Origin of the sequence: Pampinifervens navoyensis, from assembly GCF_046159715.1 — a bacterium.
Lineage (GTDB): Bacteria > Aquificota > Aquificia > Aquificales > Aquificaceae > Pampinifervens.
The window spans coordinates 178,527-205,254 of sequence record NZ_JBJXCT010000001.1; the positions used below are offsets into that span (position 1 = coordinate 178,527).

The 26,728-nt window shown below is 49.3% G+C and carries 24 protein-coding genes, 1 tRNA gene and 1 CRISPR repeat array; of the genes, 12 read left to right on the plus strand and 13 right to left on the minus strand.

The annotated features are described in order from the left end of the window. The first annotated feature begins 8 nt into the window (after window positions 1-8). From recA to guaB, 11 genes are all read left to right on the plus strand, one after another. The gene (gene recA, locus ACKRDP_RS01035; RefSeq protein WP_409152896.1) at window positions 9-1,031 is read left to right on the plus strand and encodes a recombinase RecA; all 1,023 of its coding nucleotides are present in this window, start codon (window positions 9-11) and stop codon (window positions 1,029-1,031) included. Beyond that, window positions 1,012-2,109, plus strand: coding sequence for a type IV pilus twitching motility protein PilT (locus tag ACKRDP_RS01040; protein ID WP_409152897.1), 1,098 nt, complete (start codon window positions 1,012-1,014; stop codon window positions 2,107-2,109). Before recA ends, ACKRDP_RS01040 begins: the two co-directional genes overlap by 20 nt. Beyond that, on the plus strand, window positions 2,109-2,774 hold the full coding sequence (gene cmk / locus ACKRDP_RS01045; protein WP_409152898.1) for a (d)CMP kinase: 666 nt from the start codon (window positions 2,109-2,111) through the stop codon (window positions 2,772-2,774). Before ACKRDP_RS01040 ends, cmk begins: the two co-directional genes overlap by 1 nt. Window positions 2,775-2,852: 78 nt before the next feature. Then, entirely contained in the window at window positions 2,853-3,851 is a 999-nt protein-coding gene (locus ACKRDP_RS01050) for a 3-dehydroquinate synthase II (protein ID WP_409152899.1), read from the plus strand. A gap of 82 nt (window positions 3,852-3,933) precedes the next feature. After that, the gene (locus ACKRDP_RS01055; protein ID WP_409152900.1) at window positions 3,934-5,331 is read left to right on the plus strand and encodes a UDP-N-acetylmuramoyl-L-alanyl-D-glutamate--2,6-diaminopimelate ligase; all 1,398 of its coding nucleotides are present in this window, start codon (window positions 3,934-3,936) and stop codon (window positions 5,329-5,331) included. Beyond that, complete coding sequence (locus ACKRDP_RS01060; RefSeq protein ID WP_409152901.1) at window positions 5,318-5,578, plus strand: hypothetical protein; 261 nt, start codon at window positions 5,318-5,320, stop codon at window positions 5,576-5,578. Before ACKRDP_RS01055 ends, ACKRDP_RS01060 begins: the two co-directional genes overlap by 14 nt. Window positions 5,579-5,588: 10 nt before the next feature. After that, window positions 5,589-6,482 carry a phosphogluconate dehydrogenase (NAD(+)-dependent, decarboxylating) gene (gene gnd, locus ACKRDP_RS01065; protein WP_409152902.1) on the plus strand — a complete coding sequence of 298 codons (894 nt, stop codon included), beginning with the start codon at window positions 5,589-5,591 and terminating at the stop codon, window positions 6,480-6,482. Beyond that, on the plus strand, window positions 6,475-7,809 hold the full coding sequence (zwf, locus tag ACKRDP_RS01070) for a glucose-6-phosphate dehydrogenase (protein WP_409152903.1): 1,335 nt from the start codon (window positions 6,475-6,477) through the stop codon (window positions 7,807-7,809). Before gnd ends, zwf begins: the two co-directional genes overlap by 8 nt. A gap of 16 nt (window positions 7,810-7,825) precedes the next feature. Next, window positions 7,826-9,296: direct repeats of the CRISPR family, unit length 29 nt; unit sequence GTTTCAACTCCACACGGTAGATTAGCAAC. 381 nt (window positions 9,297-9,677) lie between these two features. Further along, window positions 9,678-10,322, plus strand: coding sequence for a 6-phosphogluconolactonase (locus ACKRDP_RS01075; protein ID WP_409152904.1), 645 nt, complete (start codon window positions 9,678-9,680; stop codon window positions 10,320-10,322). Between the two features lie 7 nt (window positions 10,323-10,329). Beyond that, a complete protein-coding gene (locus ACKRDP_RS01080; RefSeq protein WP_409152905.1) occupies window positions 10,330-11,670 on the plus strand; it encodes a sigma-54-dependent transcriptional regulator in 1,341 nt (446 codons plus the stop codon). Window positions 11,671-11,677: 7 nt separating this feature from the next. Further along, the gene (guaB, locus tag ACKRDP_RS01085) at window positions 11,678-13,135 is read left to right on the plus strand and encodes an IMP dehydrogenase (protein ID WP_409152906.1); all 1,458 of its coding nucleotides are present in this window, start codon (window positions 11,678-11,680) and stop codon (window positions 13,133-13,135) included. Here guaB and queA read toward each other — a convergent pair whose 3' ends face one another. The 7 genes from queA to ACKRDP_RS01120 form a co-directional block, all read right to left on the minus strand. Beyond that, window positions 13,136-14,140 (minus strand): tRNA preQ1(34) S-adenosylmethionine ribosyltransferase-isomerase QueA, encoded by a 1,005-nt coding sequence (queA, locus tag ACKRDP_RS01090; RefSeq protein ID WP_409152907.1) that lies wholly within the window; start codon window positions 14,138-14,140, stop codon window positions 13,136-13,138. It abuts the gene before it with no gap. After that, the gene (locus ACKRDP_RS01095) at window positions 14,137-15,324 is read right to left on the minus strand and encodes a cation:proton antiporter (RefSeq protein ID WP_409152908.1); all 1,188 of its coding nucleotides are present in this window, start codon (window positions 15,322-15,324) and stop codon (window positions 14,137-14,139) included. Before ACKRDP_RS01095 ends, queA begins: the two co-directional genes overlap by 4 nt. A 3-nt stretch (window positions 15,325-15,327) precedes the next feature. After that, window positions 15,328-15,774 (minus strand): dUTP diphosphatase, encoded by a 447-nt coding sequence (dut, locus tag ACKRDP_RS01100; RefSeq protein WP_409152909.1) that lies wholly within the window; start codon window positions 15,772-15,774, stop codon window positions 15,328-15,330. An 11-nt stretch (window positions 15,775-15,785) separates the two neighbouring features. Continuing rightward, window positions 15,786-15,857, minus strand: a tRNA-Thr gene (locus ACKRDP_RS01105). Beyond that, on the minus strand, window positions 15,848-17,926 hold the full coding sequence (locus ACKRDP_RS01110) for a polyribonucleotide nucleotidyltransferase (protein ID WP_409152910.1): 2,079 nt from the start codon (window positions 17,924-17,926) through the stop codon (window positions 15,848-15,850). Before ACKRDP_RS01110 ends, ACKRDP_RS01105 begins: the two co-directional genes overlap by 10 nt. Next, the gene (rpsO, locus tag ACKRDP_RS01115; protein WP_409152911.1) at window positions 17,923-18,195 is read right to left on the minus strand and encodes a 30S ribosomal protein S15; all 273 of its coding nucleotides are present in this window, start codon (window positions 18,193-18,195) and stop codon (window positions 17,923-17,925) included. The genes ACKRDP_RS01110 and rpsO overlap by 4 nt, the downstream gene beginning before the upstream one ends. Before the next feature lie 40 nt (window positions 18,196-18,235). Further along, complete coding sequence (locus tag ACKRDP_RS01120) at window positions 18,236-18,541, minus strand: dephospho-CoA kinase (RefSeq protein ID WP_409152912.1); 306 nt, start codon at window positions 18,539-18,541, stop codon at window positions 18,236-18,238. Here ACKRDP_RS01120 and rnr point away from each other — a divergent pair. Next, the gene (rnr, locus tag ACKRDP_RS01125) at window positions 18,540-20,642 is read left to right on the plus strand and encodes a ribonuclease R (protein ID WP_409152913.1); all 2,103 of its coding nucleotides are present in this window, start codon (window positions 18,540-18,542) and stop codon (window positions 20,640-20,642) included. The two genes, ACKRDP_RS01120 and rnr, sit on opposite strands and share 2 nt — an antisense overlap. Here the strand turns inward: rnr and ACKRDP_RS01130 are convergent. The 6 genes from ACKRDP_RS01130 to aroA are packed head-to-tail and all read right to left on the minus strand — an operon-like array spanning window position 20,639 to window position 26,724. After that, complete coding sequence (locus ACKRDP_RS01130; protein ID WP_409152914.1) at window positions 20,639-21,685, minus strand: flagellar basal body P-ring protein FlgI; 1,047 nt, start codon at window positions 21,683-21,685, stop codon at window positions 20,639-20,641. The two genes, rnr and ACKRDP_RS01130, sit on opposite strands and share 4 nt — an antisense overlap. Then, entirely contained in the window at window positions 21,685-22,347 is a 663-nt protein-coding gene (locus tag ACKRDP_RS01135; protein WP_409152915.1) for a flagellar basal body L-ring protein FlgH, read from the minus strand. Before ACKRDP_RS01135 ends, ACKRDP_RS01130 begins: the two co-directional genes overlap by 1 nt. A gap of 10 nt (window positions 22,348-22,357) precedes the next feature. Beyond that, entirely contained in the window at window positions 22,358-24,091 is a 1,734-nt protein-coding gene (locus ACKRDP_RS01140) for a bifunctional 3'-5' exonuclease/DNA polymerase (RefSeq protein WP_409152916.1), read from the minus strand. After that, a complete protein-coding gene (locus tag ACKRDP_RS01145) occupies window positions 24,075-24,560 on the minus strand; it encodes an N-acetyltransferase (RefSeq protein ID WP_409152917.1) in 486 nt (161 codons plus the stop codon). Before ACKRDP_RS01145 ends, ACKRDP_RS01140 begins: the two co-directional genes overlap by 17 nt. Further along, window positions 24,554-25,432, minus strand: a complete 879-nt coding sequence (locus tag ACKRDP_RS01150; protein ID WP_409152918.1) for a DUF8196 domain-containing protein — start codon at window positions 25,430-25,432, stop codon at window positions 24,554-24,556. The genes ACKRDP_RS01145 and ACKRDP_RS01150 overlap by 7 nt, the downstream gene beginning before the upstream one ends. Next, a complete protein-coding gene (gene aroA / locus ACKRDP_RS01155) occupies window positions 25,429-26,724 on the minus strand; it encodes a 3-phosphoshikimate 1-carboxyvinyltransferase (protein ID WP_409152919.1) in 1,296 nt (431 codons plus the stop codon). The genes ACKRDP_RS01150 and aroA overlap by 4 nt, the downstream gene beginning before the upstream one ends. Between the last annotated feature and the right edge of the window lie 4 nt (window positions 26,725-26,728).

Below are 26,728 nucleotides of genomic sequence, written 5' to 3' on the forward strand. Positions count from 1 at the left end.
AGAGGTTTATGATAGAAGAAGTTCAGAAGGAAGTCCTTGAGAAAAGAAAGGCTCTGGAAAACGCCCTTACCAGCATAGAAAGGCGTTTTGGGAAGGGCTCCATAATGCCCCTGAAAAAGGCGGAGAAGGTGAAGGTGGATGTTATACCCACCGGTTCTATTGCACTGGACATAGCCACGGGTATAGGTGGCATACCCCGGGGCAGAGTTGTTGAAATATTTGGCCCCGAGTCCTCAGGTAAGACCACTCTTGCACTTCATATAATAGCGGAGGCCCAGAGGGCAGGAGGCATAGCGGTCTTCATTGATGCGGAGCACGCCCTTGACCCAAGGTATGCGGAGAAAATAGGCGTTGACACAGAAAGCCTCTACATTTCTCAGCCAGACTACGGAGAGCAGGCTCTTGAAATAGCGGAAAGCCTAATAGCAAGCAATGCCGTGGACGTTATAGTGGTGGACTCCGTGGCAGCGCTGGTGCCGAAGGATGAGCTCGAGGGTGAGATAGGTGAAGCCCATGTGGGCAAACAGGCAAGGCTCATGTCTCAGGCCCTCAGGAAGTTAAAGGGCATGGCCCACAGGGCAAACACAGCCATAATCTTCATAAACCAGCTCAGGGAAAAAATCGGTGTCATGTTTGGAAACCCAGAGACCACGCCCGGTGGTAGAGCCCTAAAGTTTTTTGCGGACATGAGGCTTGACGTGAGAAGGATTGGTGAGGTAAAGGATAGTGGAGAAAAGACAGGCAACAGGGTGAGGGTAAAAGTGGTTAAAAACAAGCTGGCACCACCCTTTCAGGAGGCTGAGTTTGATGTGCTCTACGGCGAGGGTATATGCAAGCTCTGTGACCTTATAGATACCGCAAGTGAACTGAAGGTGATAAACAAAAGCGGTGCATGGTATAGCTACGGTGACATAAGGCTGGGACAGGGGAGAGAACAGGCTAAAAAATTCCTTATGGAAAACCCAGAGCTTGCCCGGGAGATAGAAAAAAAGGTAAGGGAGGTAGCTGGGCTTGCTGCAGCTAATACTTAAAAAGGCAATAGAACTGGGTGCGTCAGATGTGCACCTTAAAACGGGAAGCGTGCCCGTCCTCAGGGTAAAGAAAAGGCTTATAAAGCTTTCTGATTTTCCGGCTATAGAAGAAAGAACAATGGAGATGATAGTCCGGGAGGTGCTTGAGAAAAATCGTAGGAAGGTGGCGGAGTTTGAGGAGTTTGGAGAAGCGGACACATCTTATTCACTGCCGGGTGTGGCCCGTTTCCGTGTTAACGTATACAAGCAGAGGACAACAACAGGTCTTGCCTTCAGAGTAATACCCTTTAACATACCATCCTTTGAAAGCCTTAACCTTCCCGAGGTTATGAAAAAGGTCATCCTTGAAAACACCAAGGGTCTTGTACTTGTGACAGGACCCACTGGTTCTGGCAAGTCCACGACACTGGCTTCGCTCATAAACATCATAAATTCCACAAGAGACTGCGTCATTGTTACTATAGAAGACCCCATAGAATACCTTTTCAGGGATAACGAAGCCTTTATAGTTCAGCGTGAGGTGGGTATTGATACCTCCTCCTTTGCTAAGGGGCTGAGGTCTGCATTAAGAGAAGACCCGGATGTAATCATGGTTGGTGAGATAAGGGACCCGGAAACAGCAGTCATAGCCCTGCAGGCTGCAGAGACAGGACACCTGGTAATGTCCACCCTTCATACCCTAGATGCAAAGGAGACCATAAACAGGCTAATAAGCATGTTCAACCTTGAGGTAAGAGAACAGATAAGAATACAGCTCGCTGAAACGCTCATTGCCATATTCTCTCAGAGACTACTTCCAAAAGCAGACGGAACGGGAGTTATTCCTGCAGTTGAGGTGCTGATAAACACTGCAGCCATAAAGGAGGCCATAGTAGACCCCGCCAAGTTTGACGATATACCCCTTCTCATTGAAAAAGGGAGGTCCGTTTATGGAACACAGCTATTTGACCAGCATCTTGAGGAATTGTACAGAAATGGTCTCATTGACTATACTACAGCCCTGATGTACGCCAGCAGGCCGGCAGACCTGGAGTTGAAGCTGAAGGGCATTGCATCGGGTGGCAGAAGCTACTTCTGATGAAAATAGCCATAGATGGACCTGCAGGTAGTGGTAAAAGCACGGCGGCAAGGGAGGTATCCAGAAGGCTCGGAATTCCATACCTGAACACAGGGCTAGTTTACAGAGCCTTTGCCTATGTATGCCTGATGAGGGGAATTGAACCAGAGAGGGCTCTGGAAGTATTTGAAGAGCCTGTCAGCGTGGAGCTCCTCCCGGGCGAGACAAAGGTCCACTACAGGGGGGAAGACATAGGGGGTATGCTGGTATCAGAAGAAGTGGGAAACATGGCGTCCAGAATCGGTGCACTGCCAGCCTTCAGGGAGAGGATAAACATGTTCTTCAGGTCTCTGGTGGGCAGAGGTCAGGTGGTGGCAGAGGGCAGAGACGCTGGCACGCATATCTTTCCAGACGCAGACCTGAAAGTCTTTCTTACTGCCTCTGCAGAAGAGAGGGCAAGAAGAAGATACGAGCAACTCAGAGCTCAGGGGCAGGATGTGAGCTACGAAGAAATCCTGAGGGCTGTGGTAGAGAGGGACGAAAGGGACGCAAACAGACCCCTCTATCCCTTCAGACCTGCGGAGGATGCGGTGGTCATAGACACCACGGGGCTGAGCCCACAGGAGGTGGTGGAGAAGATAATGGAGCTTCTCAGCTCCACAGCCCATGGATGTCAGAAGGAATAGAGTTAGCCAGTTAATGATAATCTGCAGAGAGAAGGGCAGAACAGAAAGGTGCAGAAAAAGTAGGGTTATAATTTTCTTATGAAAGACTTCTGGTACTGGGCGGAGGAATTTGACAAAAAGCTCATAACCACAGCCCTTGAGTCCGGGGCAGGTGTTATACTCCTCTCTGACCCCTCAAGGGTGCAGGAAGTGAAGGCTCTGGGAAGGGTGCAGGTGGCATCTGCAGAGGGGGCGGACCTCATAGAGGGCAGGGACTACGCTTATGTGCTCATAAGGGGCAAAGAGGACGAAGAAAGGGCCGCAAAGTTTCCACCCCATATGAAGGTCATAGTGGAAACCACTGACTGGACCATCATACCCCTTGAGAACCTCATAGCCCAGAGGGAAGAGCTCTATGCGGTGGTAAAAAACGAAGAGGAGGCAAGGCTTGCCGTAAAGGTGCTGGAAAAGGGCGTAAAGGGCATAGTGCTGAAAACTAAAGACATAAACACCATAAAGAGGGTTGGCAAGGTGCTGGAAGAGGAGGAAGAGAGGCTTCCGATGGTGGTGGTCAGAATTACCAGAATCCTGCCTCTTGGTCTTGGAGACAGGGTGTGCGTGGATACCACCTCTATGCTCAGCCGGGGAGAGGGTATGCTGGTGGGCAACTCCTCTGCTGGCATGTTTTTGGTGCACGCAGAGACCGAAGAGAACCCCTACGTGGCATCCAGACCTTTTAGAGTAAACGCAGGGGCAGTCCACATGTACATAAGGGTGCCTGAAAACAGAACAAAGTATCTGTGCGAGCTCTCCGCTGGAGACCCGGTGATGGTCTACGACTACACGGGAAGGGGAAGGCTCGTGTATGTGGGCAGGGCAAAGGTAGAAAGGCGTCCCATGCTCCTCGTGGAAGGGAAGTTTGAAAACAAGAAGGTCAGTGCAGTGCTTCAGAACGCAGAGACCATAAGGCTCACAAGACCTGACGGCACCCCCCTATCGGTGGCGGAGCTTAAAGAGGGAGACGAAGTGCTGGGATACATAGAAGAGGCAGGAAGGCATTTTGGAATGAAGGTGGAAGAGACGATAACTGAAAAGTAGCTTCTTATCCTCTTTTCAGAACCGTGGCTGACGAAAGAGAACTCTACTATGCTAAAATGTTTTGCAAGCATTCAACCAAGAAATGAACCTTAAGGAATTACTATCTGAATCAAAAGGCATAACCTCAAACTCCAAAGAAGTCAAGCCGGGCTACATCTTTGTCGCCATAAAAGGCACGCAGGCGGACGGGCACCACTTTGTTGAAGAGGCTCTCCAGAGGGGTGCCCTGTGGGTGCTGGTGGAGAGGGATGTAGACCTTTCGGACCCTCGCATACTGAAGGTCAAAGACACCAGAAGAGCCCTTGCGGAGCTGGCAGGCCTCTTTTATGGTAAACCCTCAGAGGAGCTCAGGGTCATAGGCATTACAGGCACCAACGGCAAAACCACCAGCACCCATGTAGTGGAGTCCATCCTTAGCAGAGCAGGCATAAAAACCGGGCTTATGGGAACCATATACTATAGGCTTGGCGAAAGGATATACGAGTATGAGGGCAGAACAACGCCAGACCCAGTTAAGTGGCACTCAACCCTCAGGGCAATGAAAGAGGATGGTGCTCAGGCAGTGGTCTGTGAAGTGTCCTCTCACGCCCTTGACCAGAAAAGGGTCTGGGGCACACGCTTTTACATGGTAGCCTTCACAAACCTCAGTCAGGACCATCTTGACTACCACCACACCATGGAAAACTACTTTCTTGCAAAGGCGAGGCTCTTTACAGAATACGAGTATGAGCATGCTCTCATAAATGCCGATGACCCGTGGGGAAAGAGGCTGACTACAATGGCAAAGAATGTAAAAACTTACGGAAGGGATGGAGACCTCAAAATCTTGGACTTTTCCACAGACTTTGAGGGCTCAAGGCTCAGGGTTGAATGCGAAGGAAGGCAATACCATTTCTCTTCTAACCTCAGGGGGAGCTTTCAGGCATATAACCTTTCTCTTGGTGTGCTTCTTGGCTTTCTGTGGGGGCTTTCTGCAGAGGTCATTCAGGAGGGTATCAGGGAGGTGTATGTGCCGGGGAGGTTTGAGACCTACATGGGGGATGGCTTTGTGGTGGTGGTAGACTATGCTCATACACCCGATGCCCTTGGAAAGCTTCTGAAAACTGCAAGGGGTCTTGCAAAAAACAGGCTTATTGTGGTCTTTGGCGCGGGGGGCAACCGCGACAGGAGCAAAAGACCCATCATGGGAAAGGTAGCAGAGAGCCTTTCAGACCTTGTAGTGCTCACCTCTGACAACCCAAGGTTTGAAGAGCCTACGGCGATAATAGAGGATATTCTCTCTGGCATCGAAGATAGAACTAAGGTGTTTGTAGAGCCCGACAGGAAAAAAGCCATTGAGCTTGCCATAGGTATGGCTAAGGAGGGGGATGTGGTGGTCATCGCTGGCAAGGGGCACGAAGATTATCAGGAAATAAAGGGTGTAAAATATCCCTTTAAAGATTCTGAAGTGGTCAAGGAGGTGCTCGGTGTGCGACTTTGAGACCCTTCACTACAACCTCAAAGATGAACTTCTCACCCTTTTTAAAGAGGCAGAGACCCCACAGCCAAGGCTCAAAATTACCAGTCTAAAAAGTGGTAAGATATGCGGGCTTGCCAACTTAGCCAAGCTTCTACTCTACTTTGAAAGGGAAGGCTACCTTGTGGTGCTCAACAAGGATGAGAACTACAAAGAATGGGAGATACAGATAGAACCCGGCATACTTGACCTCATGTTTGGCTATGGCTAAAATTTAAACCATGAAGCTCTACATGATAGGTCTGGGGAGGATGGGACTTGGAATGTCAAGAAGGCTTCTCTCAAAAGGGCACAGTGTGGTAGGCTACGACGCAAGCCAGCAGGCAAGGGCTCAGGCAAGGTCCTCTATGGAGGTTATGGAGGACATGAGCCATCTGGCCTCTGAAGAGGGAAAAAACATCTGGCTTATGGTGCCCCATGAGGTGGTGGACAAGGTGTTGGATGGGCTAAAGCCCTACCTGAAGGAAGGGGACACAGTTGTGGACGGTGGCAACAGCCACTACAGGGACTCACAGAGGAGATACGAGGAGCTAAGAAGGCTGGGTGTCTCTTTCCTTGATGTGGGCGTAAGCGGTGGAGTTTACGGAGAGGAGCTTGGCTATTGCCTGATGGTGGGAGGAGACCGGCCGGCCTTTGAGAATCTTGAGCCCATCTTCAGAGACCTCTCCTACGAGGGCAGGGGGTACGCATACCTTGGACCATCGGGTGCAGGACACTTTGCCAAGATGGTTCACAACGGCATAGAATACGCCTTCATGCAGGCAATAGGCGAGGGCTTTGAGCTCCTGAGAGAGAGCGGTTTTGGCTACGACCTTAAGGAGGTGGCACGCATATACAACACGGGCAGTGTAATACGGAGCTGGTTGATGGATCTCACTCAGAAGGTCTTTGAGGACTTTGGAAACCTTGAGGAGCTAAAGCCCTACGTGGAAGACACGGGTGAGGGTCGCTGGACGGTGGAAGAAGCCATAAAGAGGGCTGTGCCCGTTCCAACCATAGCAGAAGCCCTCTTTGCCCGCTTTCGCTCAAGACAGGAAAACTCCTTCAGAGACAGGCTTCTGGCAGGGCTAAGATACCAGTTTGGAAGGCATCAGGTAAAGAAAAGGGATGGCTGAGAGCTTTTCTCTCTTTATACTTGGTGGCACGGGAGACCTGGCAAAAAACAAGCTTTTTCCTTCCCTCTCAAGGCTTTTCGCAAAGGGATACCTCTCTGGGCTTGACAGGGTTTACTCTCTTGCAAGAAGTAGAAGAGAGGACTGGGAAAAGGTGGTCTGCGAGCTTGACAGGGGCTTTGGAAAGCTCTGCAACTTCCTGCCCTTTGACGCAAAAGACTGGAATTCCTACGTGGAGCTGGGAAAGCTTATAGAAGAGCTCAGGGGTCAGGAGCTCATATTCTTTCTGTCTCTAAGCCCATATCTTTTTGAGGAAACCATTAGAAACCTTGGCAGGCTTCTCAGAAACTACACGAACCCAAGAAAAATAGTGGTAGAAAAGCCCTTTGGCTTTGACCTCAGGTCTGCCCAGAGGCTCAACGACCTCCTTCACAGATACTTCATAGAGGAGGAGATATACCGCATTGACCACTTTCTTGGAAAGGACACCATACAGAACATATTTTCTCTCAGGTTTTCCAACACTATATTTGAGGGCATATGGGACAGAAACTTTATTGACCATGTGCAGATAGTTGCCCTTGAGAGTGTGGGTGTTGAAGGAAGGGGAGAGTTCTACGACAGGGTGGGAGCCATAAGGGATATGCTACAGAACCACATGCTACAGATGCTTGCCTTTACCGCTATGGAGCCTCCAGCTTACATGTCTGAGAAGTTTATAAGAGATGAAAAGGTAAAGGTGCTCAAGAATGCACGCATTGAAGGGCTTATAAGGGGTCAGTATGAGGGCTACAGGGAAGAGGTGGGTGTTAGCAATTCAAACAGGGAAACATTTGTGGTGGCAAAGGTGCTGGTGGATAACTTCCGCTGGCACGGAGTGCCCTTTTACCTCATGACAGGCAAAGCCCTATCTCAGAAGCTCACTCAGATAACAGTTGTCTTTAAGGAAGTCCCGCAGAGCTTTATGAAACTCCTTGATTGCAAGCCTCTTCAGAACAGGATAGTTTTTCAGACCGCACCAGAGAGCAAGCTACAGATAGTTTTTGAACTCAGACCCCCAACGGGCAGGTTTATGGCATGTCCTGTGGAGACTTTCATGGAATACAGGTTTCCCTCAGAGTTTGCGGAGGCCTATGAGGTGCTTCTTCTTGATGTGGTGGAGGGAGACCAGTCCCTTTTCATTAGGGGTGATGAGATAGAAGCTCTGTGGGAGGTTGTCCAGCCTTACCTTGACCTTCAGAATGAGCCCTTCCAGTATAAAAAGGGCATAAGCCTGCCACAGCAGGCAGAAGAATTTCTTGCGTCAGAGGGCAGAAGCTGGTTGCTATAAGAAGGGGCTTCAACTCGTCTCAACTCCACACGGTAGATTAGCAACCCGAATGGAAGAAGGTTGTTAAGTTTAAATCAGAGGTTTCAACTCCACACGGTAGATTAGCAACACAGTTAAAACTTATGGATGCAAGGGCTAAGGCAATGGTTTCAACTCCACACGGTAGATTAGCAACGGTTTTCCTATTAATAGCTCTGCCCTGTAGTCCCATGTTTCAACTCCACACGGTAGATTAGCAACAGTTTGAAGCTACTCAAAGAGTTGCTGAAACTGAAACAGTTTCAACTCCACACGGTAGATTAGCAACGAAGCCTGGAAGAAAGATGGGAAAGCCACACATACCATGAAGTTTCAACTCCACACGGTAGATTAGCAACGTTATGAACTCGCAGTGAAACTTGTAAAACAAAAGAAGTTTCAACTCCACACGGTAGATTAGCAACAAAACGAGGCTCCCGCATGCAAAAAACGTGCCAAGTGTTTCAACTCCACACGGTAGATTAGCAACAAGCTCGTCAAGGAGGCATACTTCAAATGGGTTGATAAGTTTCAACTCCACACGGTAGATTAGCAACCAATTACAGTTTATGCCCCCTCTCACTTGATAGAAAAGTTTCAACTCCACACGGTAGATTAGCAACGTAGTGCTAAGTTCTTTTCACTCCCGCCGCCCTTGGCGTTTCAACTCCACACGGTAGATTAGCAACTTCATAGACGGGCGGGGAGACTATGTAAACTTCGTGTTTCAACTCCACACGGTAGATTAGCAACAAAGCTTAGAGCTGATGAAGGACAATTACTACTTCAGTTTCAACTCCACACGGTAGATTAGCAACTATGCAGACATATACGAGAACATGAAGCGTGGGTTAGTTTCAACTCCACACGGTAGATTAGCAACTGTCTTCCGCTGTTTCATGAGTTCTTTGATCTCTCCGTTTCAACTCCACACGGTAGATTAGCAACTCAGACGCAGAGACTTTGCAGACATCAAGCGAAAGCTGTTTCAACTCCACACGGTAGATTAGCAACTGAGGAGTCCTTAAGAGATTAAGTAGTGCTGAACAGGTTTCAACTCCACACGGTAGATTAGCAACCAGCCAAGGGCGGCGGGGCAAGGCTAAGCGTGGTTAGTTTCAACTCCACACGGTAGATTAGCAACTGGAAACATCGGTATGCCTCTTCCACTTGATGAGTTCGTTTCAACTCCACACGGTAGATTAGCAACAAACTTTATGAAAGAGGAGGCGATAAACAGCCTAACGTTTCAACTCCACACGGTAGATTAGCAACAATGTAAACTTCGCTGATCAGACGAGTCAGTAAATGGTTTCAACTCCACACGGTAGATTAGCAACTATGATAGTAAGTTTGTTTACCTTAACGGCTGCACAGTTTCAACTCCACACGGTAGATTAGCAACCTTTATCGCTTTTCTTTATCGCTTTTCTTACTCGCGTTTCAACTCCACACGGTAGATTAGCAACCCTAAATCGCTACCTTAGAAATAATAAGAAATATCAAGCCTTTTGTCAACCCCCCACCCCTCTCAAAAGGGGGTTATTTGCCAGAAGTCGGAGGTTCTGCAGACTTGAGTGTGTTGTTGTCAAGTTCAGAGCTCTGTCTTTCAACGCTCAGAAGCACACGCCATACCGCCGTAAAACCGTAAAGCCATACGTATGGTCATATGGTCATACGGTCGTATGGCATAATAAAGACTATGAAAGGCAAGGCTCAGAAAAAGGGAAAACACAGAGAATAGGCCTTACAGGCAGAAAGCTCCCTCTTCTCTGGATTTAAAAAGCCCAATTCAGTTGCCAAGATGTCAAGGGAGTTAAACTCCCTACCTGTTTGTATAATTATAACACATGCCTGTCAACAAAAAGTATGCGGTTTTTTCCTCTCCGAGGGTGGATGCCCTTCTTCTTAGTTTTCTCAGGAGAGTTTCCGGGCTTTTTCTGAGGAGGGAAAGGGTCTGTCATATAGCTCTTGCAGGTGGCAGAACACCTCTTGAGCTTTACAGGATGCTCTCCAGAGAGAGGCTTTCGTGGGAGAGGCTGAGGTTTTACCTCACTGACGAGAGGTATGTTCCCCTCTCTTCTGAACTTAGCAACTACAGAGCTGTCAGGGAAGCTCTGGGTGAGAGGGCAAGGCTTGCCTTTTTCAAGACGGAGATGTCTCCGGAGGAGTGTGCTATGGATTACAGCTTTCAGCTGCCTCGGAGGCTTCATATAGCCCTTCTGGGTGTGGGTGCGGACGGTCACACTGCATCTCTCTTCCCGGGTGTTGAATGTGAGGATGTGAGTCCAAAGGTATGCATGAGCAGGTCTCCCGATGGACTTTTGAGGCTGTCCCTCAAGGAGGAGTATCTGAACTCTACCTGCGTAGTTGTCTTTTTCCTAAAGGGAGAAGAAAAAAGGCCTGCTCTTGAAGCCATGCTCAGAGGTGAAAAAATTCCGGCAGGCAGGGTCAGGGGAATGCTGAAGACATGCATATTCACTGACCTTTTATAATTTTCCTATGGAAGCCAGCATCCTTGTTGTGGACGACGAAAGATCCATTAGGGAAACGCTCAGGAGCATTCTTGAGGAGGAGGGATACAGGGTCTTTACCGCCGACAGCATTAAGTCCATGAAGGATAGGGTGGAGAGGAGCTTCTTTCACTGCGTGCTTCTGGACCTGTGGCTTCCCGATGGAAACGGTCTTGAATACATATCCTATCTGAAGGAAAAGCTCCCGGGCTCTGCGGTAATAGTGATAACGGGACATGGCAAAACGGAGCATGCGGTAAGGGCGGTTAAGGAAGGTGCCTACGACTTTTTAGAAAAGCCCTTCTCCATGGATAGGCTCATAACCACTGTGGAGAGGTCTCTCAGGGAAAGCATAAGGTCAAGGAGGGAGGAGGAAGAAGACCCTATTCTGGGCAACAGCAGGCAAATCCTTCAGGTAAAGGAGCTCATAAGCAAGGTGGCACCTACCGGTGCCAGCATCCTGATTCTGGGCGAGAGTGGGACGGGAAAGGAGCTTGTAGCCAGAAGAATTCACAGCCTTTCAGAAAGGTCAGAAGGTCCCTTTGTGGACATAAACTGCGCGGGGCTTCCTGATGAACTGGTGGAGGCGGAGCTCTTCGGCTACGAGAAGGGGGCCTTTACCTCCGCAAGCCAGAGGAAGCTGGGAAAGATTGAGCTGGCACACGGCGGAACTCTTTTTCTTGATGAGGTTTCAGAGCTGAGCCAGAAGGCTCAGGCAAAACTCCTGAGGGTGATTGAAACAAGGGAGTTCACAAGGCTTGGGGGCAATCAGGTGATAAGGTCAGACTTCAGGCTTGTGTGTGCTACCAACAAAAACCTGCAGGAAGAGGTAAAAAAGGGCAACTTCAGAGAGGACCTTTACCACCGCATATCTACCTTTGTGATAACTCTGCCACCTCTCAGAGAAAGGGGCGAAGATATAGCCCTGCTGGCAGAGCATTTTCTGAGCAGGTTTCTAAAAGAATATGGCAAGCCTCCCAAATATCTCAGCGAGGGGGCAAAGAGACTCCTTGAGACCTACCAGTGGAAGGGCAACGTGAGGGAGCTTAAAAACCTCATGGAAAGGCTCGCCATACTTCATGAGGGCACGCAGATAACGGAAAAAGACCTGAGAAGCCTTCTTGGCTTTGACCATGAGCCGGAGGATATAAACTCACTGCTGATGGAAAAGGACCTTAGAAAGGCAAGGCAGGGCTTTGAAAGGCTGTTTATAGAACGCAAACTCAGAGAATATGGCTACGACCTGAAAAAGACTGCAGAAGCCATAGGTATAGACCTCTCCAATCTCTACAGAAAGATAAGACAGTATGAAATAGAGGTTGGAATATAATTAATACATGGAAGTATTTGATGCCTATACTTTTGATGACCTGCTTTTAATTCCTCAGTATTCTGAAGTTCTGCCTCACGAGGTGAATGTATCCACATGGCTCACAAAGAAGATAAGGCTCAACATACCCATAGTCTCCGCCGCCATGGATACTGTGACTGAGTCCCGCCTTGCCATAGCCCTCGCCCGTGAGGGAGGAATAGGCATAGTCCACAGAAACCTCTCCGTAGAAGAGCAGGCTCAGGAGGTGGAAAGGGTCAAAAAGTCAGAGAGTGGTATGATACTCCAGCCGGTAACGGTCACACCGGATACAACAGTCAGGCAAGCCCTTGAGATAATGGAAAGATACAGGATATCGGGTGTTCCCGTTGTGAGCGACGGCAACAGGCTTGTGGGGATACTGACCAACAGAGACCTGAGGTTCATAAAGTCCACCGACTACGACAAGCCCGTCTCCCTCTTTATGACCTCCGAGAACCTTGTGGTGGCTCAGGAAAGGGTTACCCTTGAGGAGGCTACAGAGATACTTCAAAAACACAAGGTGGAAAAACTGCCCATTGTGGACAGGGAAGGAAGGCTCGTGGGCCTTATAACCATAAAGGACATAACCAAAAGAAGAAAGTATCCTAACGCCTGTAAGGATGAGCTGGGAAGGCTGAGGGTTGGTGCGGCGGTGGGCACAGGCCCAGACACCATGGAAAGGGTCTCCGCCCTTGTCTCCGCTGGAGTGGACGCTGTGGCGGTAGACACAGCCCATGGTCATTCAAAGAGGGTTCTGGAGACGGTAGAAAACATAAAATCCCACTATCCAGAGCTTCAGGTAATCGCAGGCAACGTGGCTACAAAGGAAGGTGCCCTTGACCTTATAAAGGCGGGTGCGGATGCCATAAAAGTAGGAGTGGGTCCAGGTTCCATATGCACCACGCGCATAGTGGCTGGGGTTGGAGTGCCGCAGCTAACTGCCATAAGGTGGGCTTACGAGGTGGCACAGGAGTATGGAGTTCCAGTGATTGCAGATGGAGGTATAAGGTATTCGGGAGACATAGTAAAAGCCCTTGCGGTGGGCGCAAGCTCTGTTATGCTGGGAAACCTGCTTGCAGGCACGGAAGAGTCCCCCGGCGAGACCGTCTACTATCAGGGAAGGGCTTATAAAGTATACAGGGGGATGGGTTCACTGGGTGCCATGATGAGCAGGAGGAGCGCAGACAGATACGCACAGGAGAGGCTGGAGAAGTTCGTGCCCGAAGGCATAGAGGGCAGAGTGCCCTACAGGGGCAAACTGAGCGATGTTATATATCAACTTGTGGGGGGTCTCAGGTCTGGCATGGGCTATGTGGGTGCCAGCAGTCTTGAGGAGCTGCGTCAGAAGGCAAAGTTTGTGCGTATCACCTGGGCGGGCTACAGGGAGTCTCACGTGCACGATGTGCAGATAACGAAGGAAGCACCCAACTACTGGGTGGAGTAGTCAGAGTATAAGCATCCCATCCCCGTAGCTGTAAAACCTGTATTTCTCCCTTACAGCCTCTTCGTAAGCCCTGAGTATAAACTCCCTACCTCCAAAGGCACAGACAAGAAAGAGGAGAGAAGACCTTGGAAGGTGGAAGTTGGTGATAAGGGCGTCCACCACCCTGAAGCTGTATCCCGGATATACATACAGGTCCGTCCATCCCTCAAAAGGCTCATAGCCTGCAGTTTCTAAGGCTCTAACCACTGTGGTGCCTACAGCCACAACCCTCCTGCCCAGGGCTTTTGCCTCTCTTATGGCTCTTACCGCCTCCTCCGAGACCTTCACATACTCAGGGTCCACCCTGTGCAGCTCCACCTCCTGAACCCTTACAGGCTTAAAGGTGCCGTAGGATATATGAAGGGTTATGAAGGTCCTTTTTATGCCATGCTCCTCAAGCCTTTTAAGAAGCTCTTCAGAAAAGTGCAGGCTGGCGGTGGGCGCCGCCACAGAGCCTTCCATCTGGGCAAAAACTGTCTGATAGTAAACCCTGTCTAATGGCTCTTCTTCTCTTTTCAGGTATGGTGGTATGGGAATCTTCCCATGTCTGTCAAGGGCTTTTATGGGGTCAGGAGAGTGAAGCCTGACACGGAAGCGTCCTTCCTCAAGGTGCTCTAATATCTCCACCCTAAGGTCCTCCGCAACCTCAATGCTGAGACCTTCCCTTATGCCCCTGCCTCCTATGAGTGCATACCACTCCTCCCTGCTGATAAAGTCTGTAAGAAGCACCTCCACCCTTCCACCTGTGGGCTTTCTTCCATAGAGCCTTGCGGGCAGAACCTTTGAGTTGTTAAAGACAAGAAGGTCCCCCTCCTGAAGGTAAAGGGGCAGGTTCCAGAAGGTGTCGTGCCTTAAGCTCTGGTCCTTTCTATCAAGCACCATGAGCCTTGCACTGTGTCTTGGCTGGGCTGGATACTTTGCTATGAGGTCCTCCGGAAGGTGATAGTCAAAGTCTTCTACCTTCATTCTCTTGCAAGGTATTTGAGCACGATGGGTGCCATCAGTGTGGTGACCGCCACCACAAAGATAACAACTGCGTATAGTGTGTCATCATAGAGCTTGCTCTGCCTTCCAAACTCTGCAAAGATGAGCCCCACCTCGCCCCTGGGCAGCATGGAAAAGCCAACAAGGAGCTTCTCCCTCATGGTGCCGCTGACAAAAAAGCCAGAGATGACCTTACCCACGATTGCCACAAGCAGTATTAGCGCCGATAGCGTCCAGAACTTTGCTGAGGAAAAGTCTATCGCCTTGAGGTTGAGCTGAAGACCCACATACACGAAGAATATGGGCGTGAGGACCCATACAAGGGGCATTATGGTATGCTCCACCTTGTGGGCGAGCCTTTCATCAGTTCTCAAAAAGAGGGCAAAGGGTAGGGCAAAACGTCTTGAGAGGGCAAGTCCTGCGGTAAAGGCACCCAGTATTTCCGGAGAGCCCACCTCATGAGCAAGAAAGGCAAAGAGGAATATGGTGGCAACCACTGTAGGTGGTATGAAGTCCTCCGTTCTTAGCTTTCTTGATAGCATGGCTATTATCCTTGCAAGAATCTGGGCAAGTATGGGCGAGAAGATGAAGAAGGTGGCAATATACAAAATGAGCATGGTAAGGGCATCAAAGTGAACCACGCCCTCCCTTGAAAATTCATACAGCCCTGCAAGCACTATAACCCCAAAGATGTCATCAAGCACCGCCGCACCCAGAACAATCTGGGCAAACCTCTCCTTCATCTTCCCGAGGTCATCGAGCACCCTTACCGTTATGCCTATGCTGGTGGCGGTCAGCGTTCCGCCTATAAAGAGGGAAACGGTAAGGGGCAGGTTAAGCGCGTAGTAGCTCAGGAGTGTTCCAAGCGCCATGGGCGTAAAAGCCCCCACAGTAGCCACCACAAAGGCTGAAATACCAACCTTTTTCAGCTGGTTTATGTCTGCCTCAAGGCCGATGTGAAAAAGAAGAAGTATTACCCCTATCTCTGCAAGAAGTCTTATAACCTCACTGGGCTCAATAAGCCCCAGGGCACTCTTTCCGAGGATAACACCCACCAGTATCTCCCCCAGAACCGGGGGAAGCCCGAGCCTTCCAAAGGTGTCTCCTATTATTCTGGCGAGAAACAGTATTATGGCAAGATAGAGGAATATGGTATGAAGGTCCATGGCCTATATATTATATCCCGTTGAGCCAAAGCCTCCATCAGACCTATGTGTATCGCTGAGTTCCTCCACCTCCTCCAGCTCCACCTTTACCACAGGACATATGACCATCTGCGCTATTCTGTCCCCTCTGTTTATGGTAAAGCCCTCTTCCCCGAGGTTTATGAGAATCACCTTTATCTCCCCTCTGTAGTCCGCATCTATGGTACCTGGGGTATTGAGAAGGGTTATGCCGTGTCTTATGGCGAGGCCACTTCTCGGTCTTATCTGAGCTTCGTAGCCCTGTGGCAGCTCAATTACGATGCCTGTGGGCACGAGGACCCTCTGCAGGGGCCTTAGAACTAGGGGCTCATAGACTGCAGCCAGCAGGTCCATGCCAGAGGCATGCTCTGTGGCATAAAAGGGCAGTGGGAGTCCCTCTGAGTGTGGAAGCCTCTTGACCTTTATCTTCATGGTCTTCTCCAAGCCGGCGGTGGGATTTGAACCCACGGCCTAGGCATTACGAGTGCCTCGCTCTGCCTCTGAGCTACGCCGGCTCCCTTATGCCCATGTTGGTTAGCTTCGCCCTTCCCTGTTCGTCCACCTCGAGCACCTTCACCAGAAGCTCATCCCCCACGCTGAAACGGGCCCTCACGTCTTTAATATAACCCTCCATCTTGCTCACGTGCAGAAGTCCCACCTTGCCGGGCAGTATCTCCACAAAGACTCCATAGGGCTCTACCCTTGTGACCTTCCCTTTATACACTTTTCCAACCTCTACTTCCGCAATAAGGTTCTGAATTGCCCTCTTTACTTCCTCTATAGCTTCCCTTGAGCTGGATGTGAGAGAAACTCTACCACCTTCATGCACCCATACAGATACCCCCATCTTGTCCCTAAACTCTTTCACGTTCCTGCCACCGGGTCCTATAACCACAAGAGCCTTGTCTTCGGGTATGGTGATTATCTCAATCTTAGGTGCGTAGGGGGAGACCTCTTTTCTTGGCTCTGGCATTGCCCCGTACATCTTTTCCAGTATGTAGAGCCTTCCTTCTTTTGCCTGCTGAAGGGCTTCTTTCATGATTTCCTTTCTGAGGCCCTTTACCTTTATATCCATCTGCACGCTGGTGATTCCATCTTTTGTGCCAGCCACCTTGAAGTCCATGTCCCCAAGCTGGTCCTCATCTCCCAGTATGTCTGAAAGTATGGCATACCTGTCTCCTTCCATGATAAGCCCCATGGCTATGCCCGCCACATGCTTTTTGAGGGGCACTCCTGCATCAAAAAGAGCCAGAGAACCGGCGCATACGGTTGCCATAGAGGTGGATCCGTTGGACTCAAGGATGTTGGAAACCACCCTTATGATGTAGGGGAACTCCGTCTCTGGTGGTATGAGAGGCTCTATTGCCCTCTCTGCAAGGGCTCCATGCCCTATTTCTCTCCTTCTGGGTGGACCCCAGGGCTTTGCCTCTCCTGTGGAGAAGGGAGGGAAGTTGTAGTGGAGCATGAACCTTTTGAAGGTTTCTCCCTCGTATATGCTTTCCACCATCTGGGCTTCTTCTGGAGATCCCAGCGTTGCAGTGGCAAAAGCCTGAGTCTGACCCCTGGTGAATATGGCACTTCCGTGCGGCCTTTCAAAAGGATGAACCTCTATACTTATGGGCCGGATGTCCTTTGGACCCCTTCCGTCAATACGCACACCCTCAAGGAGCACTTTCTTTCTCATGAGCTTGCTTATGAGCTTTTTGTAGTTGTAGCTCAGCTTGAAATGAAGCTCCTCCGGCACCTGATGGCTTTCTATAAAGCTCTTTAACAGGTTTGACTGGAAGTTCTTTCTTTCCCGCTTATCTGCTATGCTAAAAGACTGGAATATGCCCTCCGTGCAGAAATCCTCCAGAGCCCTCTGAAGGTCTTCAGGGAGTTCCATACCTTCAAAGGATACCTTTGTCACGCCTACCCTGCTTCTGAGCTCTTCCTGAGCCCTTATGATGTCCTGAATTGCATGGAGTCCAAAGTATAGAGCATCTGTGAGCGTATCCTCGTCCACCTCCTTTGCACCGCCCTCCACCATCACTATGGCGTCCTTGCTTCCCGCCATAACTATCTCAAGGTCTGCCTTCTGACGCTCCTCGTAGGTGGGGTTTGCCACAAACTGCCCATCTATCCTGCAAACTCTAACACCCGCTATGGGACCTTCGAAGGGTATTCTTGAAATGTGCAGGGCTGCAGAGGCACCGGTTATGGCAAGCACATCCGGGTCATATCTGTCATCTGCCGAAAGGGTCAGGGCTGTGATTATCACATCGTGAAAAAAGCCCTCTGGAAGCATGGGTCTTATGGGTCTGTCTATGACCCTTGAGACCAGCACCTCCCTGTCTGTGGGCTTGCCCTCTCTCTTGACAAAACCTCCGGGGATTTTACCCCATGCAGAGGACTGCTCCCTGTAGTCCACAGAAAGCGGGACAAAGTCTATGCCCTGAACGGGCTCTTCCGACATCACCGCAGTAACCAGAACCGCCGTATCACCCTGACGAACAACAACAGCACCATCGGCAAGTTTGGCGTAGAGCCCAGTCTCTATTACAATCTCCGATTCTCCCAGCTTTGCAGAAACTCTTTCCATCATCTTACCTTCAGCCCAAGTCTTTCTACTACCTCCAGGTATTTCCTGTAATCTCTTTCTTTAAGGTATTCAAGATGTTTTCTCCTTGCATGTATGAGTGCTATAAGGCCACGTCTTGAATGCACATCCTTTTTGTGCTTTTTCATATGCTCAGTAAGCTTGTTTATGCGCTCGGTTAGTATGGCTATCTGCACTTCGGGTGAGCCTGTGTCCTTCTCATGCCTCTGAAAGCTTCTTATGACCTCTTCCTTTAATGCCTTTGGTAATGCCATCTTTTTCCTCCTGGGTTTCTTCAAAATTTATTATTATATCTCAACCACCACCGTATTCGCTCTGGTCTATCTCCATAAGAAACTCCTCTACCATATCCTTTATTAGCTTTGCGGTCTCTTCAGCAGGTGCCTCAAAGTAATACTCAAAGAGCTCTATCTTTCTCTCGTGTGCATGCTCTTCATCGGTGTAATACCTCAGAAGCACGTAGGGCACTCTAAAACGGGTATCAAAGTCTGGGTCTTCGGGAGTTTTAAGTTCATACTCCACATCAAGACCGCTCAGGCTTTCTTCAAGGGCTTTTCTAAGCTCTTCGATTTTTGCACTGTAATTTTTCCAGTCTTTCATGGTTAAATATTTTACAATGGAAGGGGTTTCCATAGAAGAGTTAACTCTAAACCTGCTCAAGGGCAGCAAGAAGCCCCTTAGCTTTGAAGAGATAGCCAGACAGCTTGGGCTAGACCAGAAGGGAAGAAAGGCTCTCAAGAAAACCTTGAAGGCTCTCAGAAAGTCAGGCAAGGTGAGTCTGCAAAAGGGTAAGTATTTCTGTGCTGAAGAGGAGATAGTTAGCGGCAGGGTAATACCCTATCCTGCTGGCTTTGGCTTTCTGCAGATTGGGGAGGGCAGAAAGGACATATACATACCCCCTTTTGAGATGGCGAGGCTCTTCGGCGGGGATGTGGTGAGAGCCAGGGTGGTTGAATACAGAGGAAAGAAGGAAGTGAGGGTTCTCAGGGTTTTAAAAAGGGCAAAAAAGGAGATAGTCTGCAAGCTTCAGAAGAAGAAAAAATCCTGCCTTGCCCTGCCTGTGGATGAAAATCAGCATCAGACCATAATCCTTGAGGGAAACGCATGCGGTGACCTTAGGGATGGGACACTTGTGGTGGTGGAGATAAAAAAATTTCCCACAAAGGAAGGTCCTGCTGTGGGCAGGATAAGGGAGGTGCTTGGACATCCGGAAGAGAGGAACCTTATCATAGATGTGCTCATAAGAAAGTATGACTTGCCCATCTCATACCCTGAGGAAGTGCTCAGAGAAGTGGGTGGTATGGGGGTAGACTTCAAAAGAGAACTTAAAAGAAGGAAAGACCTGAGAGACCAGCTGTGCTTTACCATAGACCCAGAGAAGGCAAAGGACTTTGACGATGCGGTAGCAATAGAAAAGTCTCCAGAAGGTTACAGACTCTGGGTTCATATAGCAGATGTTTCTCATTTTGTGCAGGAGGGGTCTGCAACGGACAAGGAAGCATTTAAAAGAGGTTTTACCTTTTATCTGCCAGACAGGGCACTTCACATGCTTCCAGAGAGGCTTGCAGGAGACCTGTGCAGTCTTAAACCTTACGAGGACAGGCTGGCTTTTACCTGCGAGATGCTCTTTGATGAGGGGGGAAGGCTCTTAGAGTATGATATATATGAAAGCGTAATAAGGAGCAAGGCAAGGCTCACCTATAGGGAAGCCCTTATGCTTATTGTGGGCGACCCGGCTCTTGAGAACAGGTATCCACAGCTGGTGGAACCTCTCAGGCTTATGGAAAACCTTTACAGGATACTTTCAAAGGTAAGATGGGAGAGGGGGAGCATAGACTTTGACCTGCCAGAGGCGGAGCTCATCGTGGACGAATATGGGGAGCCTGTTGCCCTTATGCCCTATGAAAGACATGTTGCCCACAGGATAATAGAGCAGTTTATGGTGTCTGCCAACGAGACGGTTGCCATGCACCTTGAAAGGGCAGGCTATCCCTGTCTTTACAGGGTTCACGAAAAGCCAGACCCTCAGAAGGTGGAGAATCTGCTTGAGATTCTTGCGGGGCTTGGCTACAAGGTTAAAAAGCCCTCTCTGAGCCCCAAGTTTTTCCAGAAGATAATAGAGGACTTTGAGGGAAGACCTGAGGAAAATCTGGTGAGGTTTCTTACCTTAAGAAGCATGAAAAGGGCCCACTATTCGCCCCACAATCTGGGACACTTCGGCCTCGCCTCTGAACACTATGCCCACTTTACTTCACCAATAAGAAGGTATCCTGACCTCATAGTTCACAGGCTTCTGAAGAAGGCTCTCAGAGGTGAGGATATAGACTTCGAAAAAACAGTTGGATACCTTGAAATGGCTGGCATGCACCTCTCACAGCAGGAAAGGCTTGCAGAGGATGTGGAAAGGGAGGCAATAGACAGACTCAAAGCTCGCTTTATGAAAGCCCACATAGGTGAAGAGTTTGAGGGAATAATAACCGGCGTGACTTCCTTTGGTATCTTTGTAGAGATTCAGGAGTATCTTGTGGAAGGGCTTGTGAGCATAACGAGCTTGAAGGAAGACCAGTATATTTACGATGAACCCGCTCACAGGCTTGTGGGAGTGAGCAGTGGTAAAGTTTTCAGGCTGGGTGACAGGGTAAAGGTCACAGTGGTGGGTGTGGACGAGGAAAGGGCAAGGCTTGAGCTTCAGCTCCTTTAGAGCACTTCCAGCTTTGCCCTTAGAGCTCCTGCAGCCTTTATTGCCTGAAGGACGGAGATTATCTCCCTTGGCGTTGCACCTATTCTGTTTAGAGACTCCACAAGCTGTGAAACACTGGCACCTCTGAGCTCGAGAAGCCTTGCCTCTTTTTCCTGAACTTTCAGCTCCGTTCTGGGAACGACCCTTGTCTCTCCTGGCGATAGGGGTGGGGGCTGGACCACTTCCGGTGTTTCCCTTATAGTGACTGTAAGGCTCCCCACAGCCACGGACACGGGGTTTATGGTCACATCACCACCAAGCAGAACCGTCCCGGTCCTGCCGTCTATAACAACCCTTGCCACAGAAGGCACATCTATATTTATGTCCTCAACCCTTGCGAGAAAGTCAACAGGGTTAACGCCGGCGGGGATTCTCAGTCTGACTGTGCCTGCGTCAAGTGCCTGAGCAACCTGCATGCCAAATTCTGCGTTTATCCTGTCCTGAATTAGCCTTGCCATGGAAAAGCTGGGGTTGTCCAGATAGATGTTGAGCTCCTCTGGCATCCCTTGAAGGGGCAGCTCCCTTTCTACGATAGCCCCGTTTGGTATTCTCCCCACTGTGGGCGTGTTTTTTATCTGCTGAGCTCCTCTTCCCCTTGCTTCGTAGCCCCCCACGATTACCTGCCCTTGCGCAAGGGCGTATACTTCGCCGTCTGGACCCTTCAGTGGAGTAAGCAGGAGAGTGCCACCCTCAAGACTTTTTGCATCACCTATGGAAGAGACCTCCACGTCCATAGCCATTCCTGGCTTTGCATAGGGTGGAAGCTTGGCGGTGACCATCACTGCGGCCACGTTCTTTGTGGTCATGCGTCTGGGGTCCACCACAATACCCATTCTGCTCAGCATGTTGGCTATACTTCTTACTGTGAAGAGGGTGCTCTTTCCATCACCAGTTCCTCTAAGACCCACCACAAGACCGTAGCCCACAAGATAGTTACTTCTGTTTCCCTCTATGGTGGCCACATCTCCTATGCGTGTGGCAAAGCTAAGAGAAAAAAGAAGCATCAGAAGGGCAAAACCTTTGCAAGTATTCTTGCAAACCATCCGGGGCTACCTCCGTCAGCCAGAAAACCCTTTCCATCTATAAAAACTTCAAGGTTTGCTATTCTGTCGCTGGAGACAGTGTTGGTGCTGTCTATATCTTCAGGTCTGACTATGCCCCTGAGGACCACCTCTCTCTGTGCCTTGTTCATGATTATTTCTTTCTTCGCCTCCACAAGCATGGTGCCGTTAGGATAAACTTTCATCACCCTTCCGGCGAGCTTTGTGGTCAGAACACCTGTCTGCTGCACTTTGCCTGAGCCCTTTGTGTTTATCTGCCCAGAGCCCTGACCTCCTATGTCTGTAAGGGTATTCTGAGAAAGCCCGAAGAAGGAGCTTATTCCCTGCTGAAAGGCTGAAGACCTCTGAGTCTGGTTTGAGACACTCTCCACTGCGTTTATGCTTTCCACCACCTGAAGGAATATTAAGTCTCCAACCCTTGAGGCCCTCCTCTCTGAGTATAGGTCCTGATAGCCATTTCTGGGCATAAGGCTTCCTTTTGAAGCATACTGGAGCCTCTCTTCACCGGCGGGGTATGGGTTTTTCTTCTCGTATTCTTCCAGCGTGCTCAGCTTTGGACCGCAGGAGAAGATTAAAATTCCTAAGAGAACCCACAGCCTCCCCATGCTTAATAATTTAATCCTTCTCCCATCTTTTGTTTACAAAAACCTCAACCTCCACCGGAACTTGCTTTAGAACTATCCTGCCTGCATGCTTCATGGTTCTCTCAAGAACTTCTTTCACCTTCTCTGCTTGAGTTTCTTCACACTCAACGAGCACTTCGTCGTGAACCAGGTTGACCACACTGGCTTTCAGGTTTTCCCTTCTTGCCTCCGCATCAAACATGAGCACCGAGAGCTTTAGAAGGTCTGCACCCGTCCCCTGTATAGGGTAGTTCACCGCATCAGGGAAAGTATGGGCAATGTATGGTCTTCCAAGAAGGGTATGCCCCCTTGATTCTTTGAACTCTCTGAGTTCCTTTTTTACTCTTTCGTGCCATGCCCTTATGGAGGTGTAATAGTTGAAAAAGCTATCCCTTATTTTCTGTGCAGATTCAGGGGAGAGGTCCACTCCGTAGGTTTTTGCATACTCCACAAGACCTTTTGCAGATATGCCGTATATGAGCCCGAAGTTCACAGCCTTCGCAAGCTGACGCTCTTCTTTTGTTATATCTTCTTCAGCTTTTCCCAGAAATACGCTTGCGGTATACCTGTGGAGGTCTCTACCCTGCAGAAAAGCCTGAATCATCTTCTCTTCTCCCACATACTCGCTTGCGATTTTGAGCTCTATCTGGGAGAAGTCTGCTATTACAAAGGTTTTTCCTTCTTCTGCTTTAAATATGCTTCTGAGGTTTCTTGGTATGTTCTGCACGTTTGGGTTCATGCTTGCCATCCTTCCAGTTATGGCACCAATCTGCTTGAACTCTGGATAAACTCTGTTTCCTCTGAGTTTATCTCTGATTTCCTGAAGCTTTTCTATGGTCTTTTTTAATCCTCTTATCTCAAGAAGTTCAGAAACTGCAGGGTGAAGTGAATGCTCTGCAAGAACTTTATCGTCTGTTGAGACGTTCCCCTTTTCTGTTTTTGGCAGGTCAAGACCAAACTTTTTTGTGAGAAGCTCTCCCACCTGCTTTGGGGACATGGGGTCTGCTCTGTAGCGGAACATAAAGTCCATGACCTTTTTCTGAAGGAGTTTTTCCTGTTCTCTCAGCTTTCTTTCCAACTCCTCCCTATCCACAGGTATGCCCTTCAGCTCCAGCTTTGCAGTCTCCTGCACAAAGGCCATCTCCACTATGGCGACCGGGTTAAGAAGTCCAAAAACCTTTGAGGTTCTGGTTTTTAAAAGAACCTCCTCCCTGTGAGGATGCTCGTTGAGCTTATCAAGGAAAATATGGAAAAGCTCTCTGACCACCTTTACATCCAGCGCTGCATACTCAAGCTGTTCTCTTCCCAGAAAGGGCTGCCCCCAGTTGGATGCCTGAAGGCCTTTGTCCAGAACCTGCCCAAGATAATGCATGGCAACCTTCTGGAGGGAGTGCTTGTCCGTATCGCCGAGGAGCTGACTGGCTATCATGGTATCAAAGACAGCGTAGGGCTCTATCCCATAAGCATACAGGTATTTGAGGTCAAACTTCAGATTGTGGCCAACTATACCTCTGCCAGAAAGTAGTCTTTTCAGAAAAAGAATACCCTCCTCACCCAGGTCAAAGAGGTCCAGTATGAATATTTCATCCTTTCCCCCAACCTGAACTAACCTTATCTGGTCACCAGAGACTTCAGTATCAAGGAAGAGGTATCTTTCCTCCCTGAGTTGCTCGTATACGCTACTCAGCCTTTCCCTTGAAGTTATGTAGCTAAACTTTGGCGTCATGTTTAAAGGCAACTTTTTCAAGGTCAACCCACATGGCAACTTCATCGCAGGAGGGAAACTTGACGCAGTTTATGCACTCGCCCCAGACCTTGTGAGGTAGTTTTATCTTCTCCACTTCCTCAAAGCTTAGCTTTGAGAAGAAACTCTGGGCATAAGTAAGCACAAAGACCCTTTTTACCCCAAGCTCTTCAGCTTCCTTCAGACATGCCTCCACAAGCATGGTTCCTATACCCAGGCCTCTGTAATCTTCACTCACAGCAAGGCTCTTAATTTCTGCAAGGTCCTCCCAGACCACATGAAGCGCTGCACATCCCACCACCTTTCCGTCCATCTCATACACCCAGAAATCTCTGATGTTTTCGTATATGGAGTTGAGACTTCTGGGAAGAAGTATGCCACTTTTGGCATAATGGTTTATAAGGTTATAAATCTCGGAAGTGTCCTTGAGCCTTGCCTTTCTAATCACCATTCAAAACTCTGAACAACTATGTATCCCTGCTTCTGAGCCTCTTCCAGAAAGGCTTTGCTGGCAAAGTGAGTCACAATAACTGGCAATACTTGCTCTGGAGTGTATTCCACAAATCTTTCAAGCACTGTCCTTATTTTGTCCTCCACTTCTTCAAATACATCTCTTGCTCTTTCTGGTCCTATAGATAGCCTGCTTTTTGCTTCACCCACTATCAACACCTTAGTGCCATTACGCACACCTTCCGCCAGAAGGTTTATCTCTTTTCCGCCAATTTCTTCTCTTATGATGCGACTTATCACTTTTATTCCCAGGTGCTTCTCAAGGTAGGCAGGTAGATGCCTGTAGGCCTCGTTCTCAAGCATATACCCCATAGTCTGGTCTATACCACCGAGTTTTTTGTTCATTTCCCTTTGAGCTATCAGCATATCCTGGAGTATTTCCTGCGTTTTTCTAACTTCAGAAGCCAGCTCCGCAAACCTCTGCTCTGTGATTTTCTTGTATTCTCTCAGCTCCTCTTCAGTTCTTTTCTGAGCCTCTGCAAGTTCTGCCACCTTCTGCTCAGTTATCTTCTGAGCTTCTGAGAGCCTTTTGAGCTCCTCTTCAGTTCTTTTCTGAGCCTCTGCAAGTTCTGCCACCTTCTGCTCGGTTATCTTCTGAACCTCTTTCAGCTCCCTCAGCTCCTCTTCTGTTTTCTTCTGAGTAAGAGCAAGTTCTCTCACCACATCTGTGAGGGAATTTATTGCCTCTTTTACTTCAAGAAAGTCTGTGGCTTTCACAAGCTGGTCCATAAACTTGATAAGTTCAGTGAGCACCTCCACTTGCTCTGGAGTAAAGACCGCTCGCATTCTGAGAAGAAGGTCATCCACTCTCATCCCTTTAAAATATAGTCAAGGTGCCTGTAGAAGGCTGGATAAGATACAGCAACGCACTCTGGATTGTCAATCAGTGTCTCTCCCTCTGCCACAAGCCCTGCAACAGAGAAAGCCATGGCTATTCTGTGGTCTGAGTAGGTTTTTATGACCGCACCCCTGAGCACTTCAACGCCTTCAATCTCAAAACCATCCTCGTATTCTTCTACTATGGCTCCCATGGCTCTGAGGTTTTCCACCACAGCCTTTATGCGGTCGCTCTCTTTGACACGGAGCTCCTGAGCACCCCTCACGGAAGACCTGCCCTCTGCCAGAGCCATGACAACAGCAAGTATTGGAAGTTCGTCAATCATTGAGGGCACTTCCTCCGCAGACACATGCGTGCCCCTGAGCCTTCCCCTGTATTGCACATAAACATCCGCTATGGGTTCACCCGAGATTTCTCTCATGTTTTCGTATCTTATGTCTGCCCCCATCTGCCTGAGCTTTCTGAAAAAGCCATCCCTTGTGGGATTTACCAGCACATCTTTCAGAAGTAGCTCTGAGCCTTCCAGCAGGGTGCCAAAAGCCACAAAGAAGCTGGCGGAGGATGGGTCTGAAGGACAGAAAACCTCTGTGGCTGTGAGCTTCTGACCTCCTTTCAGCTTTGCCACATGGCCCTTTTCACCCTCCATCTGCAGGACTTCCACTCCAAAGGCTCTGAGCATTCTCTCCGTGTGGTCCCTTGAGAGGACTGGCTCAACCACCTCCGTATAGCCTTCAGCTCTGAGTCCTGCAAGAAGCAGGGCGGACTTTACCTGAGCGGACGCCTTCTTGTTAAAGAAGGAAATGCCTCTGAGCTGACCACCCCTTATGCATACAGGCAGTCTGTTTCCACTCTCTCTTCCGTCAAGGAAGGCCCCCATCTGCCTGAGAGGCTCTACAACCCTCAGCATGGGTCTGCCTCTGAGGCTCTCATCTCCCGTTATTACGCTGAAGAAAGGCTGAGTTGAAAGCATTCCCATCATAAGCCTTGCTGTGGTGCCGGAGTTTCTGGCGTCCAGCACATCAGCAGGCTCACAGAAGTGGAAGTTCTTTCCCACCACCCTTAGGTTCCTGCCCCTTCTCTTTACCTCCACGCCAAGGCTCTGAACAATCTTGAGGGTTGCCTTAGTGTCTTCGGAAGGGAGCCACTCTCTTATGTAGCTTTCGCCCTCTGCCAGTGCAGAGAGTATCACAGCCCTGTGGGATATGGACTTGTCGGAAGGGACTCTCAGCTCTCCTTTTGCAGTTTTTGCCCTGTTGAGCTTGAGCATACAA

Bases quoted from the DNA above. Each gene is read 5' to 3' on its own strand.
- recA (WP_409152896.1), top strand. From the start codon at position 9: ATGATAGAAGAAGTTCAGAAGGAAGTCCTTGAGAAAAGAAAGGCTCTG.
- cmk (WP_409152898.1), top strand. From the start codon at position 2,109: ATGAAAATAGCCATAGATGGACCTGCAGGTAGTGGTAAAAGCACGGCG.
- ACKRDP_RS01050 (WP_409152899.1), top strand. From the start codon at position 2,853: ATGAAAGACTTCTGGTACTGGGCGGAGGAATTTGACAAAAAGCTCATA.
- ACKRDP_RS01055 (WP_409152900.1), top strand. From the start codon at position 3,934: ATGAACCTTAAGGAATTACTATCTGAATCAAAAGGCATAACCTCAAAC.
- gnd (WP_409152902.1), top strand. From the start codon at position 5,589: ATGAAGCTCTACATGATAGGTCTGGGGAGGATGGGACTTGGAATGTCA.
- zwf (WP_409152903.1), top strand. From the start codon at position 6,475: ATGGCTGAGAGCTTTTCTCTCTTTATACTTGGTGGCACGGGAGACCTG.
- ACKRDP_RS01075 (WP_409152904.1), top strand. From the start codon at position 9,678: ATGCCTGTCAACAAAAAGTATGCGGTTTTTTCCTCTCCGAGGGTGGAT.
- ACKRDP_RS01080 (WP_409152905.1), top strand. From the start codon at position 10,330: ATGGAAGCCAGCATCCTTGTTGTGGACGACGAAAGATCCATTAGGGAA.
- guaB (WP_409152906.1), top strand. From the start codon at position 11,678: ATGGAAGTATTTGATGCCTATACTTTTGATGACCTGCTTTTAATTCCT.
- queA (WP_409152907.1), bottom strand. From the start codon at position 14,140: ATGAAGGTAGAAGACTTTGACTATCACCTTCCGGAGGACCTCATAGCA.
- ACKRDP_RS01095 (WP_409152908.1), bottom strand. From the start codon at position 15,324: ATGGACCTTCATACCATATTCCTCTATCTTGCCATAATACTGTTTCTC.
- dut (WP_409152909.1), bottom strand. From the start codon at position 15,774: ATGAAGATAAAGGTCAAGAGGCTTCCACACTCAGAGGGACTCCCACTG.
- ACKRDP_RS01110 (WP_409152910.1), bottom strand. From the start codon at position 17,926: ATGATGGAAAGAGTTTCTGCAAAGCTGGGAGAATCGGAGATTGTAATA.
- rpsO (WP_409152911.1), bottom strand. From the start codon at position 18,195: ATGGCATTACCAAAGGCATTAAAGGAAGAGGTCATAAGAAGCTTTCAG.
- rnr (WP_409152913.1), top strand. From the start codon at position 18,540: ATGGTTAAATATTTTACAATGGAAGGGGTTTCCATAGAAGAGTTAACT.
- ACKRDP_RS01120 (WP_409152912.1), bottom strand. From the start codon at position 18,541: ATGAAAGACTGGAAAAATTACAGTGCAAAAATCGAAGAGCTTAGAAAA.
- ACKRDP_RS01130 (WP_409152914.1), bottom strand. From the start codon at position 21,685: ATGCTTCTTTTTTCTCTTAGCTTTGCCACACGCATAGGAGATGTGGCC.
- ACKRDP_RS01135 (WP_409152915.1), bottom strand. From the start codon at position 22,347: ATGGGGAGGCTGTGGGTTCTCTTAGGAATTTTAATCTTCTCCTGCGGT.
- ACKRDP_RS01140 (WP_409152916.1), bottom strand. From the start codon at position 24,091: ATGACGCCAAAGTTTAGCTACATAACTTCAAGGGAAAGGCTGAGTAGC.
- ACKRDP_RS01145 (WP_409152917.1), bottom strand. From the start codon at position 24,560: ATGGTGATTAGAAAGGCAAGGCTCAAGGACACTTCCGAGATTTATAAC.
- ACKRDP_RS01150 (WP_409152918.1), bottom strand. From the start codon at position 25,432: ATGAGAGTGGATGACCTTCTTCTCAGAATGCGAGCGGTCTTTACTCCA.
- aroA (WP_409152919.1), bottom strand. From the start codon at position 26,724: ATGCTCAAGCTCAACAGGGCAAAAACTGCAAAAGGAGAGCTGAGAGTC.